We start from the raw sequence: 17,856 nt of genomic DNA on the forward strand, positions 1-17,856 counted from the left end.
AGATGACCGAGCGCAAGCGCAAGAGCAATCTTCGCCCGGTGCGCGAAGTGACCACTCCCAGGCTCGAATTCCGCACCATCCACGGGTACAAGCGGGCGTACCGCATCGCCGGTTCTGGGCCGGCGATCCTGCTGATTCACGGCATCGGCGACAACTCCACGACGTGGAATGCCGTGCAGGCCAAGCTTGCCCAGCGATTCACGGTGATCGCCCCGGATCTGTTGGGCCACGGCCGCTCCGACAAGCCGCGCGCCGACTACTCCGTCGCCGGCTACGCCAACGGGATGCGCGACCTGTTGTCCGTGCTCAACATCGAGCGGGTGACCATCGTCGGCCATTCGCTCGGCGGCGGGGTGGCGATGCAATTCGCTTACCAGTTCCCGCATTTGGTCGATCGGATCATCCTGGTCGCCGCCGGTGGCGTCACCAAGGACGTCAACGTCGCCTTCCGGTTGGCCTCGCTGCCGATCGGCGCCGAGGCGCTGGCACTACTGCGGCTGCCGCTGGTGCTGCCCGCGGTGCAGCTGGCCGGGCGGCTGGCGGGCGTCGCGATCGGCTCGACCGGCCTGGGCCGCGACCTGCCCAACGTGCTGCGAATCCTGGACGACCTGCCGGAGCCGACGGCCTCGTCGGCGTTCAGCCGCACCCTGCGCGCGGTGGTGGACTGGCGCGGGCAGATCGTCACCTTCCTGGACCGCTGTTACCTGGCCGAGGCCATTCCGACACAGATCGTTTGGGGCACAAAGGATGTCGTCGTCCCCGTCCGGCACGCGTGGATGGCACACGCGGCGATGCCCGGCTCGCGGCTGGAGATCTTCGAGGGCGCGGGCCACTTCCCCTTCCACGAAGACCCGGCCCGCTTCATCGACGTCGTGCAGCGCTTTATCGACACCACCCAGCCCGCTCAGTACGACCAGACCGCGCTGCGCGGACTGCTGCGCTCCGGAAGCGGCGAACAGAATGTGACCGGCCCGGTCGACACGCGTGTCGCGGTGCTCAACGCCATGGGGTCCGACGAGCGCAGCGCGACTTAGACAATTGGCTTGACCCCGGCCGTACAGACCACCTGGAGCCCCGGGGGCTGGGTTCGGGTGGCCGGCCGCGTCGTCAATGACGGTGTGCGACACCCGAATTGAGCCGAGAGGTCAAACCTTTCGGTGTAACACCGCGGTGAGGTGATCCTGCAGCGGCTGCCCGACCGCGCCCATCCGCAGCAGGTAGGACAGCTCGTCGCCGGCGATGCGAAAGGAACGACCCAGGGCGCTCACCTCTTTGGCGGTCGGCGTCAGCCCGATCGTCGCTGCGGCCAGCTCGATTTCGATCAGATCACCGGTCACCGAATAGCTGCCCACGCCGATTTCGCTGATGCCGTTGGGGTGGGCGAGAACCAGCTCGACCTGCCCTGGGCCCGGCACCCGCAGGTATCCCGTCTCGGCGTGCAGCGGCCTGCCGTCGGCGACGGCCTTGGTCTTTTGCGCGTAGACCAAAAATGGCTTGCCCACATGGGAAAACGCGACTTCCTCGTAGTACTCGAAGGGCTCGATCGTCGGGTATTTGCCCGCGCCCTGGCCCGCCCAGGTACCCAGCAGCGGCGATAGCGCGTCGAGGTTGGGATGCAACTCCGGGGCCATGCGACCAGCCTAGTCCCGCGCACCGGTCATCCCGGGCGGGCGCCGCGGCCGTCAGCTCGGGGCCGATACCTCACGATGTTTGCGCAGCGCCTCGATCTCGCGTTCGAAATCGTCGGCCGAGGTGAAGGACCGGTATACCGAGGCGAACCGCAGGTACGCGACCTCGTCGAGGTCGCGCAACGGGCCCAGGATCGCCAGGCCCACCTCGTGGCTGGGGATTTCGGGTGAGCCGGCCGCGCGCACGGTGTCTTCCACCTGCTGGGCGAGCAGGTTCAGGGCGTCCTCGTCGACCTGCCGGCCCTGGCAGGCACGGCGGACGCCCTTCATTACCTTTTCGCGGCTGAACGGCTCGGTGACGCCGCTGCGCTTGACGACCGCGAGGACGGCGGTCTCGACCGTGGTGAAACGTCGCCCGCACTCGGGGCAGGACCGGCGGCGCCGAATCGCTTGGCCTTCATCGGTTTCCCGCGAGTCGATCACCCGGGAATCGGGATGACGGCAGAACGGACAGTGCATGACTGCTCCTTCGCCGTGCCGACACCTCGCGGAACACTCCGAGCGTACCCGTGCGCTCCCTCGCCGGGCCAATATGGCCATGACACGGGCGCGCTCGCCGTCGCAGGATCCGAAGCGCCTTGGCGTAGAGCGGTTTTCGCGCCACGCGCAGGCGGCGTCAGCCGACCGGGGCGATCAGCGTCTGTCCGGCCGCCAGTGCCGGCGAGTTCAGGTCGTTGAGTTCGCGGATACGTTGGGCCACCTGACGGGCGGGCGCATCGGGCGCGACGCGGTGCGCCACGTCCTGCAGGGACTCACCCGGTTCGACCCGGACGACGGCGAGCTTGTCCGGCACCGCGGCGGTGGCCGAGTTGCCGGAGACGCCGTTGGCCATCTCGCCCAGGTTGGCGATCAGGCCCAGCCACACGGTGATGACCCCGGCCAGCAAGGCCAGCCCCAGCGTGGTCATCAGCGAGGCCGGACGCCCGCGCCGGTGTGGGGCTTTCGACATCGCGACGCCGGTGCCCTGATAGCGCATGCGCAGGTCAGCGGGCCGCGACGAGACGGGCCTACGGGCGCGCACGACGCGCTCGCGGTCGTAGTACGTGCCCTCGGTGAGGGTGTTGATCGGCCGCCGGGCGTCGCTGGTACGCGGTGAGACGGTGTGGATGAGTGTCATGTGCGTTCCTCCGGTCGGGTAAAACTCGCTCGTGTGTTCGACTGTATCGCTCGTGTGTTCGACATTCGAACATTTAAGCGAAGCGTGTCGCACGCCAAACGCTAGACCTCGCCACCGACAGAACTCGCCAGTCGCTTTCGTTCGCATGAAGCACAAGTACCCGATCTTGACAAGAGTTACACCTTTGTTATTCCGCAGCTCTTGCGCCGAAACCGAGCGGCGCGCCGGGGCGACACGCGAGTCGAACACATGTTTGATTCTCGGGCGCTGGGCCGCTACATTCAGTGCCATGAGCGACAGCAACGACACCTCAGCCGCCGGCGCAGGCGCCCGGCTGCATTCCGTGGATACATCGCTTACCGAGCGGCAACGCACCATCCTCAACGTCATCCGGGAGTCGGTGACGACCCGCGGCTACCCGCCGAGCATCCGGGAGATCGGCGACGCCGTCGGCCTGACGTCGACCTCGTCGGTGGCCCACCAGCTGCGCACCCTCGAGCGCAAGGGCTATCTGCGCCGCGACCCGAACCGACCGCGCGCCGTCGACGTTCGCGGCGCCGACGACCACGCCGCGCCGGCAGCGCCGGTCACCGACGTCGCGGGCTCGGACGCCCTGCCCGAACCCACCTTCGTTCCCGTGCTCGGGCGCATCGCGGCCGGTGGGCCGATCCTCGCCGAGGAAGCCGTCGAAGACGTCTTCCCGCTCCCCCGCCAATTGGTCGGCGAGGGCACGCTGTTCCTGCTCAAGGTCGTCGGCGACTCGATGGTCGAGGCCGCGATCTGCGACGGCGACTGGGTGGTCGTGCGGCAGCAGAACGTCGCCGACAACGGCGAGATCGTCGCGGCCATGCTCGATGGCGAGGCCACGGTCAAGACCTTCAAGCGCGCGAACGGTCAGGTGTGGTTGATGCCGCACAACCCCGCGTACGATCCCATTCCCGGAAACGAAGCGACCGTGCTCGGCAAGGTCGTCACGGTGATCCGCAAGGTCTGACGCCGGACGCCCCCCGGCGCAATCGCGCACGGGTGCGGGCTCAGTCGGCCCTGATGAAGCCGTTCGCTACCGCGGCTTCCTCGCTGGACAGCCAGATCTCGGGCAGCGTGTCGTGGTACAGGTCGCTGTCGGGGGTGTAGTAGAGCCCGAAGCGCGGACTGGCCTTGATGGGATACCCGTCGGGTATCTGGTACGGGTCGTCCAGGGGCAGGTGAATCGTCGGGCGCCCAGCCGGTGCCAGCGCCACCAGGCCCGCCGCCGCGAAATCCGCCTCGTCGTCGTCATCGGCGTCGGCGGCCGCATGCCGCCCCGATCGCGAAGCGGCGGCCGCCGCGGCGGCACCCGCGGCCGCGAAATCCGGAGACGTACGCGGCACGGCCACGTCCGGGAAGTCGGCATCGGTCGCGACAGCATCGGGCTGGGCCGTCTCCGGGGAATCGACTTCCGCGGCATCCGCATAGGCGTCGTCCGGGCCGACGACCTCGGCGTACGCGTCGTCCGTTCCCGCGGCCTCGGGGTAATCCCCCTCGGCGTACGCGGCCTCCGACGCGTCGTCGGGGCCCGCGTCGGGATAGCCGGCCTCGGCGAGCTCCTCCTCGGTCGCGACGGGGATGGAATCGGTGTCCACCGCGTCGGGATCGTCCTGCTCGGCGGGTTCTTCGTCGATGAATTCGCCTGCGGTCCAACTATGTTCGTCGTCGCCCGCCTGGTAGGCGGCGTGCGGCCAGTGACCGGCCGCTGCGGACGCCGCGTCCGGCGGCTGCTCCTCGGCCGAATCGCCGAACCGATAGTTTTCCGTGGCGGCTTCGGCGTAGTCGGGGCCCCAGCCGGGTTCCCCGGTGTCGTCGTAGCCGGCGCCGTTCACTTCGCCGTCGAGCAGGTAGGGCTCGGGCTCACGGCTCGACCGCCGCCGGCTCCAGCGCAACGCCAGGAACACCGACAACACGATCAGGACCAGCAGCGGGATGATGGCCAGCAGGTACCACCAGTGCCAGGACAGCCAGTTCTTGGCGTGGGCCGGCAGCGCCGTCCCGCTCGGCTGGTTCTGGCCCGACACCTGCAGGCCCGACAACAACGGCGCCAGGTTCGCCGGGTCCGTGGAGAACGTGTTCTTCGCGCGGTTCCAGGAGATCTTGCCGCCGGTGAACTTCTGCGAGATCACGTCGCCGTCGACGGCCTGGTCGCCCACCGGCGCCCCGAGCTTGCCGCTGGCGCCGCGCAGTTTGTCCCAGGCGGTCCGCATCGCGCCGCGCACGACGAATGCGCCGTGGTCGGAGGTCCAGAAGATCACCGGCTTGTCGGCCGCGGCGAACGTCGCGATCCGGCTCGAGGGCCCCAGACCGCCGTCGGACTCGTTGGCGGTGGGGAAACCGAGGTCGCTGCTAACGGGCCCGCCCAGCGCCTCGTACTTGGCCAGGATGTTGGTCTCGAGGGCGTTGGCCCCGGTGGCCGGGGTGAAGAACACCTTGCCGCCGGCGAAGTTCTGGGCGATCCCGTCGCCGATCGGATACTGACTGCCCTGCTTAGCGCCCAGCGGACCGCCGGTGCCGCCCGCCGCGCGCCACGCCATGTTGATGGCCGCGGCCGGATCGATCGCGACCTGCAGGCCCTTCAGCTGGTCGGCCAGGGTCGGCGGTTCGGTGGTGAAGTCCTTGGACTTACGGTTCCAGGAGATCTGGCCGCCGGTGAACTTCTGCGAGGAAACCTCGCCGTCATAGGTCACGTCGCTGACCGGGGCGCCGAGCACGCCGCCCGAGCTGCCGAGCTTGTCCCAGGCCGCGTTCAGCGCGCCGCGCACCACGAACGCGCCGTGGTCAGGCGTCCAGAAAATCACCGGCTTATCGCTGGCCGAGAAAGTCGCCACCCGGCTGTCGGGTCCGGCCAGTCCGGGAACTTCAGTGATGGTCGGGAATCCCAGATCGCTGCCCGCGGGGCCGCCGAGCATCTCGTATTTGTCCAGAATCGGCCCGTAAATCCATCTCGCTCCGGTGGCCGTGGTGTAGAACATCTTGCCGCCGTCGAAGTCCAGCGCGAAGCCTTCCCCGGCGGGATAAACGTCACCTTTTCGCGGGCCCAGCGGTGAGGTATCGCCACCGGCCTTGGTCCACTCGGCCATCATGGCGGCCTCGGCGTCGCCGATCGGAGACGCCAAAGCGGCAGGTGCCAGCAATGCGGCGGCCACAGCCGTCGCAGCCAAGCTGACCAGCGCGCGCCCAATGACCTTGCGCAGTGGACCTATCTGGCCGTTCACCCAGCCTCCCAGCCGACGGATATGCCTCTATCTGTGGCCATGCTCATACCGTGCAGGCCCTGCGAGCGGTACCTACCCCCACCCCGGATTATCAACCTCACTCGGCTCCGTGTAGTCGCGGGCTCGCATAACTTTGCTCCAGCGAACAAAGAATACGAAGTCAAATAGGAAATATTACGAAAACGGATACCGCTCTGATGTCGAAATGATGCAAAACCACGCCCATCTCGCGACCAAGCGCTGCGTGCCCGGATTACCGTGCGGCTGGCCATAGCCCGACCGCGGTCATCGAACCCGTCGACGACGAAATCCGCGGGTTTGCGACGTGTAATCGCGTAATCCACGTGCGCAAAGCGCATGTGCAGACCGGTACCCGAGGCGATCATTTGTCCGGGAATCTACCCGAACAACCAGCCAATCAGCGGGATTGACACTTTCGCCGCGACCCGTGCGACGCATCCGCGCGGCGACCGGCGCGTTTTCGCGCGCGGTCAGCGCCGGCGCGACCCTCGGTCGTTGCGCGACAGCAAAATTGGCTAGACGCCGAGGCTGCGGCCGATGATCTCTTTCATGATTTCGGTGGTCCCGCCGTAAATCGTCTGCACGCGGGCGTCGAGATAGGCACGGGCAACCGGGTATTCGCGCATGTAGCCGTAGCCGCCGTGCAACTGCAGGCAGCGGTCGATCAGATGAACCTGCTTTTCGGTCGAATACCACTTCGCCATCGCGGCCTGCTCGGCGGTGAGTTTGCCCTCCAGGTGCAGGGCGATGAAATTGTCGACCATGATGCGGACCAGGGTGGCCTCGGTGGCGAGCTCGGCCAGCACGAACCGGCTGTTCTGGAAGCTGCCGATCGGCTTGCCAAAGGCCTTGCGCTCCTTGGTGTACTGCAGCGTCAACTCCAGCACGCTCTCCATGGACGCGGCCGCCATGATGGCGATGTTGATCCGCTCCTGCGGCAGGTTGCGCATCAGGTAGATGAAGCCCTGCCCCTCCTCGCCGAGCAGGTTTTCGGCCGGCACGTGCACGTCGGTGAAGGACAGTTCGGCGGTGTCCTGCGCGTCCAGCCCGATCTTCTCCAGATGGCGGCCGCGTTCGAATCCCGGCATGCCACGCTCGACGACGAGCAGCGAAAACCCTTGCGCGCCTTTGTCCGGATCGGTCTGGGCGACCACGATCACCAGATCGGAGTTGATCCCGTTGGTGATGAACGTCTTTGCGCCGTTGAGCACGTAGTGGTCATCGTGTTTGACCGCGCGGGTCTTGATGCCCTGCAGGTCGCTGCCGGTGCCCGGCTCGGTCATCGCGATCGCGGTGATCAGTTCCCCGCTGCAGAATTTGGGCAGCCAGCGCTGCTTCTGCTCCTCGGTCGCCAGGGACAGCAGGTACGGCGCCACGATGTCGTTGTGCAGGCCGAATCCGATGCCGTTGTAACGGCCCCTGGCGGTCTCTTCGCTGACGATGGTGTTGTACCGGAAGTCGGGATTGCCGCCGCCGCCGTATTCCTCGGGCACCGCCATGCCGAGAAACCCTTGTTTGCCGGCTTCCAGCCACACGCCCCGGTCGACGATCTTCGCCTTGTCCCATTCCTCTTGATGGGGCTCGACGTGGCGATCCAGGAACGCCCGGTAGGACTCCCGGAACAGCTCGTGCTCGGGTTCAAACAGGGTGCGCTGGAACTTGACGGCACTGCTCATGGACGGACCTCCGACGGGTGTGGACTCTGCCGCCCAAGATATACCAACCAGGCGGTTGGTCGGCAGCTGGGCTGGTGAGCACGCGGAGTGGGGCCGGTCGCCTAATGCGTGGCGAAGTCCCGCAGGCTGGCGGCCAGCGCCACCGGAACCCGGGCCCGCAGCCGGGTCCCCGCCGCGTCGTGCTCCTCGGACTGCACCCGCCCGTCCGCGTGCACGCGGGCGACCAGGTCGCCCCGGTCGTACGGGATCAGCACATCGACGGCCGCGTCGGCGGAGACGGCGAGTTCGTCCATCCGCCGCCGCAACGCGTCGACGCCCTCACCGGTGTGGGCAGAGACGAAGATCGCCCCGGGCAGCGCGTGGCGCAGCTTGGCCAGCGCCAGGTCGCCCGCCGCGTCGATCTTGTTGACGACCAGCAGCTCGGGCGGCGGGTCGGAGTGGTAGTCGGTGACCACTTCGGAGACCACCTGCCGGACCGCGTTGATCTGGGCCAGCGGGTTGACGTCGGAGCCGTCGACGACATGCACCAGCAGGTCGGCGTCGACGACCTCCTCCAGCGTGGAGCGGAACGCCTCGACGAGCTGGGTGGGCAGGTGGCGCACGAAGCCGACAGTGTCGGTCAGCACGAATGGCCGACCGTCGCCGAACTCCGCCCGCCGCGTGGTCGGCTCCAGCGTGGCGAACAACGCGTCCTGCACCAGCACCCCGGCCCCGGTCAGCGCGTTGAGCAGGCTCGACTTGCCGGCGTTGGTGTAGCCGACGATGGCGATCGACGGCATGTCGCTGTGCAGCCGGCGACTGCGCTGCGTGTCGCGGGCCTGCTTCATGTCCTTGATCTCGCGCCGCAGCTTGGACATCCGCTCGCGGATGCGGCGGCGATCGGTCTCGATCTTCGTCTCACCGGGACCACGCGTGCCGACCCCGCCGCCGGCGCCGCCGGCGCGGCCACCGGCCTGCCGGGACATCGACTCACCCCAGCCGCGCAGCCGCGGCAGCATGTATTCCATCTGCGCCAGCGACACCTGCGCCTTGCCCTCCCGGCTGGTCGCGTGCTGGGCGAAGATGTCGAGGATCAGCGCGGTGCGATCGATGACCTTGACCTTGACGGCCTTTTCCAGCGCGGTCAGCTGCGCGGGCGACAGCTCGCCGTCGCAGATGACGGTGTCGGCGCCGGTGGCCAGCACCACCTCGCGCAACTCCTGTGCCTTGCCCGAGCCGATGTAGGTCGACGAGTCGGGCTTGTCGCGGCGCTGGATCAGCCCCTCGAGCACCTGCGAGCCGGCGGTCTCGGCGAGCAGCGCCAGCTCGGCCATGCTCGCCTGGTTGTCGGCGGCGCTGCCCTCGGTCCAGACGCCGACCAGCACCACTCGCTCCAGCCGCAGCTGGCGGTACTCGACCTCGGAGATGTCGGCGAGTTCGGTCGACAGCCCGGCGACGCGGCGCAGCGCCGATCGATCTTCGAGGGCGAGTTCACCGAGGCTCGGTGCATTGTCGGGGGTGTTGGGAAAGCCCGGTCCGGGCGAATCTGGATATGTCATAGCCAGTTTCGATGGTGGCACGTCACGCGGCGCCGCGCACCTGAATATTCACGCCAGCCCATTCCACCAGTCGTCGGCGATGTCGCCTCGGGCCAGCAGCACCGACGGCCCGCGCAAGTAGCTGGTGGCGTCGGTCACGGTGACGACGACGTCGCCGCCCGGCACCCGCACGGTCAGCGTCCCGGTGTCGGCCCCGGCATCGGCCAGCGCCGCGACGGCCGCCGCGACGGTTCCGGTTCCGCAGGAACGGGTTTCGCCCACGCCGCGCTCGTGCACCCGCATGTACACCAATCCCCCGGCCGCCGCGGTGAGGACCTCGACGTTGGCCCCGTCCGGGAATTGGGCCCGGTCGAACTGCACCGGCGACCCGACGTCCAGGGCCGCGAGCTCGTCGACGCGCAGCTGCGCGTCCACGCACGCCAGGTGCGGATTGCCTACGTCGACCGCCAGCCCGGTGAAGCGCCGGCCGCCGACGACGGCCTCGCCGCTGCCCAGCCGGTTGGCCTTGCCCATGTCGACGGTGACGTCGGCGTTGGTCGCGTCCGCGTGGTGCAGGGTCACCATCCGCGGGCCGGCCACCGAGCCGACGACGAACTCGTCGCGGGCCTCCATGCCGCTGGCCCGCAGGTAGTGCGCGAACACCCGCACGCCGTTGCCGCACATCTGTGCGGTCGACCCGTCGGCGTTGCGGTAGTCCATGAACCAATCGCCGGCGTCGACGCCGTCGGGCAGCCGGTCGAGCACGCCGGCCGCCGCCGCGGCGCCCGCGGTGGTCACGCGCAGCACCCCGTCGGCGCCCAGGCCGCGGCGCCGGTCGCACAGCGCGGCCACCCGAGAAGCGGACACGGCGACCCGAGCCTCTAGGTCGGGCAGCAGCACGAAATCGTTCTGGGTGCCGTGCCCCTTGGCGAAGATCACCTGTTCAGGGTACTTGGCGCCACGCATCCAGGGCTTCGGCGACCAGGCGCTCGCGGTCGGCGGCGGTTCCGGCGCCGACGTCGAGCCAGCGCACCCGATGGTCGCGGCGAAACCACGACCGCTGTCGCCGCACATAGCGCCGGGTGCCCACGAACGTCAGTTCGCGCGCCTCACGCATCGCGTCGCCGCCGCCGCCGGCGTCCAGCGCCGCGAGCACCTGCGCGTAGCCCAGCGCGCGGGCTGCGGTGACGCCCTCACGCAGGCCCGCCCGCACCAGACCCTGAACCTCGCCGACCAGTCCCTGATCGAACATCGCGTCGGTGCGCCGGGCCAGCCATTCGTCGAGAATGGTTGTCTCGCAATCCAATCCGACGATAGCGGTGCCCCATCGCGGGGCGCCGATGCGCGGCGCGGACGCGGCGAACGGCTGCCCGGTGAGCTCGACGACCTCCAGCGCGCGCACCGTGCGGCGCCCGTCGGTGGGCAGGATCGTGGCGGCGGCGATCGGGTCGCGGCGGGCCAGCTCGGCGTGCAGCACCCCCACCCCGACCTCGGCGAGCCGCTGCTCCCAGCGCGCACGGACCTCGGGGTCGGTCGCGGGAAAGGTCCAGTCGTCCAGCAGCGACTGGACGTAGAGCATCGACCCGCCCACCACGACCGGGACCGCACCGCGCGCGGCGATCGCTTCGATGTCGGCGGCCGCGGCCTGCTGATAGCGGGCGACGGTGGCGGTCTGGCTGACATGCAGGACGTCGAGCTGGTGATGCGGCACGCCGCGCCGCTCGGCGACCGGCAGCTTGGCGGTCCCGATGTCCATGCCGCGATAGAGCTGCATGGCGTCGGCGTTGACGATCTCGGCGCCGCCGTCGTCGCTGAGCCGTTCGGCGACGTCGAGCGCCAGCTGCGACTTGCCGGTGCCGGTGGGGCCGATGATCGCGAGCGGCCTCATAGCTGCCAGGCGCCGGCGAAGTACCCCACGCCGTAGGGCGCCCCTCGGTAGAGCTCCTTGGCCGATCGCGGGCCCGGCTCGGTCAGGCCGGCCAGCACCTGGAAGGCGACCCGACCCAGGATCGACTCGGGCAGCGTCGTCAATGCGGCGACGTCACCGTTGGCCAGCGCGTCGCCGAGGGCCCGTTGGGCCTCGGCATTGGCTGGGTCGTAGCCGCCGGGCGCGGGCGGGGTCAGGGTGTTCGCGCCGTCGGCGACCACCAGCACGCCCACCGGCTCGGGACGCCGGTCGATGTCGGCGCGCAATTGCCGCCCCAGGGCCAGGGCCGTGGCGGCGGAGTGGTGGCAGGCGTAGACACGGGCGTGCGCGCTGGCGTCGGGGCGGGCCTGGCCGCGCACCCAGCCGGCGATCAGCGCGCACAGGGGCAGCGGGCGTGGCTGCCCGTCGCGGGCGTGTGGCGAGAGGCCGACCCGCACGTCGACACCGAAACCCGCGAACGTGCCGACGCTGTCGGGGCCCAGGTCGGCGTCGGCCACGCCGGTACCGAGGGCGATCCAGTGCGACGGCAGCAGCGCGGCGGATTCGGACACCGCCGCGGTGAGGTCGGCGATTTCGGCGGCGGCCGCGCCGGCGAGTTCGGGGACAAGCACCGGCGCCGAGGGGACGATCGCGATGGCGCTCAGCACGGCACCAAACTAACCGACGGGTCAGCGGTGTCAGGCGGTCCGGCCGCGCGCCTGCACGCAGTCGGCGGGGTCGCGCAGGTCATCCGACGCATCGTCGGGGTGCAGCTCCAGCGGGCGGGTGGCGTGGTCGCTGGACTTCGACATGGTCTCGGCCTCGCCGCGGGCCAGCGCCACGGTCGCGACGACCACCACCACGACGCCTGCAACGAGCACGAACCGCGCCGGTCCGTGGCAGTCCAGCGTCTCGCCCAGCACGGCCACGCCCAGGACCGAACCGACCAACGGCTTGGCCACCACCGAGGTCGGCAGTGACGCGGTCAGCGAACCGGCGCGGAACGACGACTGCTGGAAGATCATCCCGGCCAGCGCCGCGGCGATCCAGACGTAGAACTCCGGCGCGGTCAGCAGGGCGCCGATGCCGCCGCCGACCACCTCGACAACGGCCTTCGTCAGCACCGCGAACAGCGCCAGCGACGAACCCGCCACGACCGCCAGCAGCACCGCGGCCACCGAGCCCGACCAGAACCGTGCGCCCAGCACGCAGAACAACAGCGTCGGTCCCATCACCAGGGCCACCACCAGCCAGGTGCCCAGCGAGCCGCGCGAAGCGCCGGCGTCCGGGTCGCCGACGCTGACCACCACCGCCAGGGCCGCAGCCAGCAGCACCGCCCAGGTCCACTCCCAGCGGGTCACCCGGTGGTGTGTCATGCGCGCGTAGATCGGGAGCGCGAACAGCAGCGCCGTCACCTGCAGCGCCGTCACCATCATCACCGACCCCAGCGCGAGCGCCGCGGCCTGCAGCCCGTAGTTGGCGATCGCCCCGAGGGCGCCCAGCCACCACTTCGCGTCGCGCACCGACATTTTGAAGAGTTCGAGGTGCCCGACCTCTTTGTCGGTGATCTCCTGCGCCGAACGCTGACGCACGACGTTGCCCATCGCCGATGCGAACGCGGCGAGTAGCGCGAGGACAACGGCAACGTCCGCTTTTGTCACCTGCGAGCTCCTCCCCTACGTCCGACCCGGGGGCCGTCACCTGCACCGGTATTCACTACCCGTCTACCGACCGCTTGCACGGTCCGCGCCAAGAATTTCGCGCGATCCACAACACCTAGTCCACGAACCTATGCCGAAGCTGAGACACGCCTATGGGATGCCGGCGACGACCGTCGGGACCGGGAACCAACCTCCAATGGTGTCATAGGTTGCGGACGGCCGCCTCCGCCCCTTAACCCCATAAACAACACCTGCAACATCGGTAATCGCCACGGTACCGGTCCGGGCGAAGTCGCCATATGGCCCGGGCGACGGTGGAACCGAACTGTTATTCGCCAGTGGGCGTGTCCTGATGCCGCGGCCCGCGCGCGCAGGCGCTACGCCGGCGCGGCCCGCTCGGTCGTCACGGCGGCGTCGACGCGCGCCAGCTCGACCGTCGCCGCCGTCACCACCACGACCGCGGCCACCAGCGCGACCATCCCGGTGTGACTGGTGCTCAGCGTCTCGCCGAGAACGACAACCCCCAGCAGCGCCGCGACCACCGGCTGCGATACCTCCAGCGTCGGCATCGACGCCGTCAGCGACCCGGCCCGGAACGCCGACTGCTCCCAGATGAAACCGCCCACCGCGACGAGGATCCAGGCGTAGAGCTCGGCGCTGCCGAACACCGCCCAGCCGCCGTCGCTCAGCCGGTGGACCGCGCCCTTGGTCAGCACGGCGAAGACGCCCCACAGCGCACCCGAGACGAAGGCGAACAGCACCGCGGCCAGGGCGCCACCCCAGATCCGCGCGGCCACGACCGACGCGATCAGCAACGGCCCCAGCACCGCTACCACGACGGCCCAGGTCTGCAACGACGCGTACGCACGACCGGACTGCGGGTTGCCGACCGTCACGATCACGGTCACCGCCGCGGTCAGCACCACGCCCCAGATCCATTCGCGCGGCGTCACCCGACGGCCGGCCAGGCGCGCGCTGATCGGCAGCGCGAACAGCAGCGACAGCACCGGCAGCGCCTGCACCAGCAGCACCGAGCCCCGGTTCAGCGCGGCCGCCTGCAGCGCGATGCTCAGCACCAGGATCAGCACCCCCAGCCGCCACCGCCGGATGCGCGCCAGCTTGGCGAACAGCTGCGGCAGGCGCAGCGACGGGTCGGCGATCCGGTGCGTCGCCCGCTGCTGCAGCACGTCGCCGATCGCGACACACAGCGCGGAACCCAATGCCAGCAGCGCGGCGATGTCCAACTGGTCCATGAGCGGATTCTCCCCGCTGTCGAGGGCGATCAACGTGAGGCAAGCTGGGGGTATCCAATGTTTCACGGCCGGCTGTCCGCGCGGCAACGACAAGGTTGCCGCATCCAGCTCGCCAAGCTGCTTGAATACTGGTGACGGAGCAGTGGGCGATAACGGCGAGCAGCCGCCCACTTCCGGCCGTACGGGTGCCGCTACGCGCGGCAGGTGCGCGGGATACATGGCCGCGCGAAGGGTAGGTGACGAGCGATGACAGCCGAAGAACCCGGCAGCAACGACCTCGCCGGCTCGGTCCAGGAGCCGATCTCGAAGCCGGTGCCACGCCCGGGACCGCGTCCCGGTCCCCGGCCGCAGAGCCCGGGGTCGCGCCCCAGCCCCCACCCCGTACCGGTGGCCCCGCGCAGCAATCCCCATCAGTTCGGCCGCGTCGACGACGACGGCACCGTGTGGCTGATCAGCTCGGCGGGCGAACGCGTGGTCGGCTCGTGGCAGGCCGGCGAACACGAGGCCGCCTTCGCGCACTTCGGCAGGCGATTCGACGACCTGAGCACCGAGGTCACGCTGATGGAAGAGCGGCTGGCCGCGGGCAGCGGTGACGCGCGCAAGATCAAGGCCAATGCGTCGGCGCTGGCCGAAACGTTGCCGACCGCGTCGGTGCTCGGCGACATCGACGCGGTGGCGGCCCGGCTGACCAGCCTCATCGACCAGGCCGGCGCCACCGTGACCGCCGACCGCTCGCGGCGCGACGAGCATCGGGCCGCCCAGACCGCCCGCAAGGAGGCGCTCGCGGCCGAGGCCGAGGAGCTGGCCGCGAACTCCACCCAGTGGAAGACCGCAGGCGACCGGATGCGCGAGATTCTCGACGAGTGGAAGACGATTTCCGGCCTGGACCGCAAGGTCGACGACGCGCTGTGGAAGCGCTATTCGGCGGCCCGCGAATCGTTCAACCGGCGGCGCGGGGCGCACTTCGCCGAGCTGGACCGCGAGCGTTCCACGGTCAAGCAGTCCAAGGAGCGGCTGTGCGAGCGCGCCGAGGAGCTGTCCGACTCGACCGACTGGGCCGGCACCAGCTCGGAATTCCGCAAGCTGTTGACCGAATGGAAGGGGGCGGGACGCGCGTCCCGCGAGCTCGACGACGCCCTGTGGCGGCGGTTCAAGGCCGCGCAGGACACGTTCTTCACCGCCCGCAACGCGGTGACGGCCGAAAAGGATGCGGAGTTCGCGGCCAACGCCACCGCCAAGGAGGCGCTGCTGGCCGATGCCGAGAAGATCGACACCAGTAACCACGACGCCGCCCGGGCGGCGCTGCGCACGATCGCCGACAAATGGGACGCGATCGGCAAGGTGCCTCGGGAGCGGTCGGCCGACCTGGAGCGGCGGCTGCGGGCCATCGAGAAGAAGGTGCGCGACGCCGGCGAGGCGAATCGGACCGACCCGGAGGCGCAGGCGCGGGCCGAGCAGTTCGCCACCCGTGCCGAGCATTTCGAGCAACAGGCCGCCAAGGCCGCGGCGGCGGGCCGGACGAAGGAAGCCGAAGAGGCGCAGGCCAATGCCGCGCAGTGGCGCCAGTGGGCGCAGGCCGCCGTCGAGGCGCTGAAGCGCTAGGGGCTAGGGGCTAGGGGCTAGGCGCCCGTGCCGTCGCTACCGCCCGGGCCGTCCAGGGTGTCCAACAACGTGCGGGATTCCCGCTCGGCGGCGACGCGGCGCCGCTCCTCCTCGGCGGCCAGCTGCACGATGGTGCGCGACCACACGACGCGGGCCCAGTGAAACGTCAGCATGATCACGGCGATCCATGCGACGAACAGGCCCACACCGGGACCGGGATGGCCGACGGCCACGGTCTGGCGCGACCAAATGGCCAGCAGCCCGGTCACACTCGCGATCGCCGAACCCGCCAACGCGATCCAGGCGAGCGTCCAGCGCCGCGTCGTCAAGGCCAGCATCGAGAAACCGACGCCGAACACCAACGCCAGCCACGTGAAGACGCGCTGCGGCAGGGCCAGCGCGGCGGCGCCGGCGCCGTGGCTGCTGAACAGCACGTCCCACCCGCGCACGCTGCCGGTGTGCGGCAGGATGAACGATCCGAGCAGCACGAAGACCAGGATCGCGACAACGAATCCCCTTACGCCGGGGTCGATTTCGCGTGCGACGCGACGTTCTGCGGCGTCGATCTCGGCACGCAGGGGGTCGATGTCGGTGTGTTCTTTCTTCATCGGGCACATCCAAGGGGTTCGATCGGTTCGGGGGCGGGTCCGATGCCGGGCATGCCCAGGCCGATGCCGCCCGGGCGTTGCCCGGCGGCCTGCGCGTCACCGGCGCGGGTGCGGCGGTGGGTGGCGACGCCGGCGTCGGCGATCAGGTGGTGCGGCGCGGCCCCGGTGACGACCGTGGTGACGATGTCGCCGGGCCGCACCGGCTGGTCCGCGGCGAAGTGCACCAGCCGGCCGTCGCGGGCGCGGCCGGTCATGCGCGCGGTGGCCGTGTCCTTGCGGCCTTCACCGGCGGCGACCAGCAACTCGACCGGCTGCCCGACCAGCGCGCGATTGCCGTCCAGCGAGATCTGCTCCTGCAGCTCGAGCAACCGCATATAACGTTCCTGCACAACGTCTTTCGGCAGCTGCCCGTCGAGCTCGGCGGCCGGGGTGCCGGGTCGCTTGGAGTACTGGAAGGTGAACGCGGCCGCGAACCGGGCCTGGCGCACCACGTCGAGGGTTTGCGCGAAGTCCGCTTCGGTTTCGCCGGGGAACCCGACGATGAGGTCGGTGGTGATCGCCGCGTGCGGCATCGCCGCACGGACGCGGTCGATGATGCCCAGATACCGCTCGGCGCGGTAGGAGCGCCGCATCGCCCGCAGCACGCGGTCGGATCCCGACTGCAGCGGCATGTGCAGGGCCGGGCAGACGTTAGGCGTCTGCGCCATCGCGTCGATGACGTCGTCGGTGAACTCCGCCGGGTGCGGCGAGGTGAACCGGACGCGCTCGAGCCCGTCGATTTCTCCACACGCACGCAGCAGCTTGGCAAAAGCGCCGCGATCCCGGGGCTGCGCCGGGTCGGCGAACGAGACGCCGTAGGCGTTGACGTTCTGGCCCAGCAGCGTCACCTCGAGCACGCCGTCGGCCACCAAGGACCGCACCTCGGCCAGGATGTCGGACGGGCTCCGGTCGACCTCCTTGCCGCGCAGTGACGGGACGATGCAGAACGTGCAGCTGTTGTTGCAGCCGACGGATACGGAAACCCATGCGGCGTAAGCGGATTCGCGGGCACTCGGCAGCGAGGACGGGAACTGCTGCAGCGCCTCGGCGATTTCGACCTGGGCGACCTTGTTGTGCCGGGCGCGGTCGAGCAGGGTGGGCAGCGAGCCGATGTTGTGCGTGCCGAAGACGACGTCGACCCACGGGGCCTTGTCCAGCAACGCCTCTCGGTCCTTCTGGGCCAGGCAGCCGCCGACGGCGATTTGGAAGTCGGGATTCTCCCGCTTGCGCGGAGCCAGGTGGCTGATGTTGCCGTACAGCTTGTTGTCGGCGTTTTCTCGGACGGCGCAGGTGTTGAAGACGACGACATCGGCGTCGACGCCCTCGGGCGCGCGCATGTAGCCAGCTGTCTCCAGCAGGCCCGCGAGCCGCTCCGAATCGTGGACGTTCATCTGGCAGCCGTAGGTGCGGACTTGATAGGTACGCGCCGGTCCCGGGCCCGGCACAGCCGCAGGCCCGGCGTCTGGCGCCACCGTCGAAGTCACGGGGCCATGGTACGGCGACCCGGGCCGACGGCATTAACC

At 69.7% G+C, this 17,856-nt stretch carries 16 protein-coding genes; 3 read left to right on the top strand and 13 right to left on the bottom strand.

Translation table 11 applies throughout. From position 1 onward, the window contains the following. Positions 1–2: 2 nt before the first annotated feature. On the top strand, positions 3–1,034 hold the full coding sequence (locus tag MRAB57_RS26310; RefSeq protein ID WP_077090883.1) for an alpha/beta fold hydrolase: 1,032 nt from the start codon (positions 3–5) through the stop codon (positions 1,032–1,034). A 111-nt stretch (positions 1,035–1,145) separates the two neighbouring features. On the opposite strand, the gene MRAB57_RS26315 is transcribed toward MRAB57_RS26310, so the two are convergent. From MRAB57_RS26315 to MRAB57_RS26325, 3 genes are all read right to left on the bottom strand, one after another. After that, positions 1,146–1,631 carry a peroxynitrite isomerase gene (locus MRAB57_RS26315; protein ID WP_077089949.1) on the bottom strand — a complete coding sequence of 162 codons (486 nt, stop codon included), beginning with the start codon at positions 1,629–1,631 and terminating at the stop codon, positions 1,146–1,148. A gap of 51 nt (positions 1,632–1,682) precedes the next feature. Next, positions 1,683–2,147, bottom strand: coding sequence for a transcriptional regulator NrdR (gene nrdR, locus MRAB57_RS26320; protein WP_077089950.1), 465 nt, complete (start codon positions 2,145–2,147; stop codon positions 1,683–1,685). Between the two features lie 157 nt (positions 2,148–2,304). Then, complete coding sequence (locus MRAB57_RS26325; protein ID WP_077089951.1) at positions 2,305–2,805, bottom strand: LysM peptidoglycan-binding domain-containing protein; 501 nt, start codon at positions 2,803–2,805, stop codon at positions 2,305–2,307. A 289-nt stretch (positions 2,806–3,094) separates the two neighbouring features. On the opposite strand from MRAB57_RS26325, the gene lexA reads away from it, so the two are divergent. Beyond that, positions 3,095–3,799, top strand: coding sequence for a transcriptional repressor LexA (gene lexA, locus MRAB57_RS26330; protein ID WP_077089952.1), 705 nt, complete (start codon positions 3,095–3,097; stop codon positions 3,797–3,799). Positions 3,800–3,839: 40 nt separating this feature from the next. Here the strand turns inward: lexA and MRAB57_RS26335 are convergent, their stop codons facing one another. The 8 genes from MRAB57_RS26335 to MRAB57_RS26375 all read right to left on the bottom strand — a co-directional run bounded on the left by MRAB57_RS26335 (position 3,840) and on the right by MRAB57_RS26375 (position 14,084). Further along, entirely contained in the window at positions 3,840–6,050 is a 2,211-nt protein-coding gene (locus tag MRAB57_RS26335; protein WP_425436790.1) for a sunset domain-containing protein, read from the bottom strand. A 536-nt stretch (positions 6,051–6,586) separates the two neighbouring features. After that, entirely contained in the window at positions 6,587–7,747 is a 1,161-nt protein-coding gene (locus MRAB57_RS26345) for an acyl-CoA dehydrogenase family protein (RefSeq protein ID WP_077089954.1), read from the bottom strand. A gap of 101 nt (positions 7,748–7,848) precedes the next feature. After that, a complete protein-coding gene (gene hflX, locus MRAB57_RS26350) occupies positions 7,849–9,285 on the bottom strand; it encodes a GTPase HflX (RefSeq protein ID WP_077089955.1) in 1,437 nt (478 codons plus the stop codon). A gap of 48 nt (positions 9,286–9,333) precedes the next feature. Then, positions 9,334–10,203, bottom strand: a complete 870-nt coding sequence (gene dapF, locus MRAB57_RS26355) for a diaminopimelate epimerase (RefSeq protein WP_077090885.1) — start codon at positions 10,201–10,203, stop codon at positions 9,334–9,336. 4 nt (positions 10,204–10,207) lie between these two features. Continuing rightward, entirely contained in the window at positions 10,208–11,152 is a 945-nt protein-coding gene (miaA, locus tag MRAB57_RS26360) for a tRNA (adenosine(37)-N6)-dimethylallyltransferase MiaA (protein ID WP_077089956.1), read from the bottom strand. Then, the gene (locus tag MRAB57_RS26365) at positions 11,149–11,838 is read right to left on the bottom strand and encodes a class III extradiol ring-cleavage dioxygenase family protein (RefSeq protein WP_077089957.1); all 690 of its coding nucleotides are present in this window, start codon (positions 11,836–11,838) and stop codon (positions 11,149–11,151) included. Before MRAB57_RS26365 ends, miaA begins: the two co-directional genes overlap by 4 nt. Before the next feature lie 30 nt (positions 11,839–11,868). After that, on the bottom strand, positions 11,869–12,831 hold the full coding sequence (locus MRAB57_RS26370; protein ID WP_077089958.1) for a DMT family transporter: 963 nt from the start codon (positions 12,829–12,831) through the stop codon (positions 11,869–11,871). Positions 12,832–13,208: 377 nt separating this feature from the next. Continuing rightward, the gene (locus MRAB57_RS26375; RefSeq protein ID WP_077090886.1) at positions 13,209–14,084 is read right to left on the bottom strand and encodes a DMT family transporter; all 876 of its coding nucleotides are present in this window, start codon (positions 14,082–14,084) and stop codon (positions 13,209–13,211) included. Between the two features lie 246 nt (positions 14,085–14,330). Between MRAB57_RS26375 and MRAB57_RS26380 the strand changes: the two genes are divergently transcribed. Continuing rightward, complete coding sequence (locus MRAB57_RS26380) at positions 14,331–15,686, top strand: DUF349 domain-containing protein (protein WP_077089959.1); 1,356 nt, start codon at positions 14,331–14,333, stop codon at positions 15,684–15,686. Positions 15,687–15,703: 17 nt separating this feature from the next. On the opposite strand, the gene MRAB57_RS26385 is transcribed toward MRAB57_RS26380, so the two are convergent. Both MRAB57_RS26385 and miaB read right to left on the bottom strand, forming a co-directional pair. Further along, positions 15,704–16,303 (bottom strand): Rv2732c family membrane protein, encoded by a 600-nt coding sequence (locus MRAB57_RS26385; RefSeq protein WP_108638009.1) that lies wholly within the window; start codon positions 16,301–16,303, stop codon positions 15,704–15,706. Beyond that, entirely contained in the window at positions 16,291–17,817 is a 1,527-nt protein-coding gene (miaB, locus tag MRAB57_RS26390; protein ID WP_077089961.1) for a tRNA (N6-isopentenyl adenosine(37)-C2)-methylthiotransferase MiaB, read from the bottom strand. The genes MRAB57_RS26385 and miaB overlap by 13 nt, the downstream gene beginning before the upstream one ends. Positions 17,818–17,856 lie beyond the last annotated feature (39 nt).

This window comes from Mycobacterium rhizamassiliense (assembly GCF_900157375.1).
GTDB lineage: Bacteria > Actinomycetota > Actinomycetes > Mycobacteriales > Mycobacteriaceae > Mycobacterium > Mycobacterium rhizamassiliense.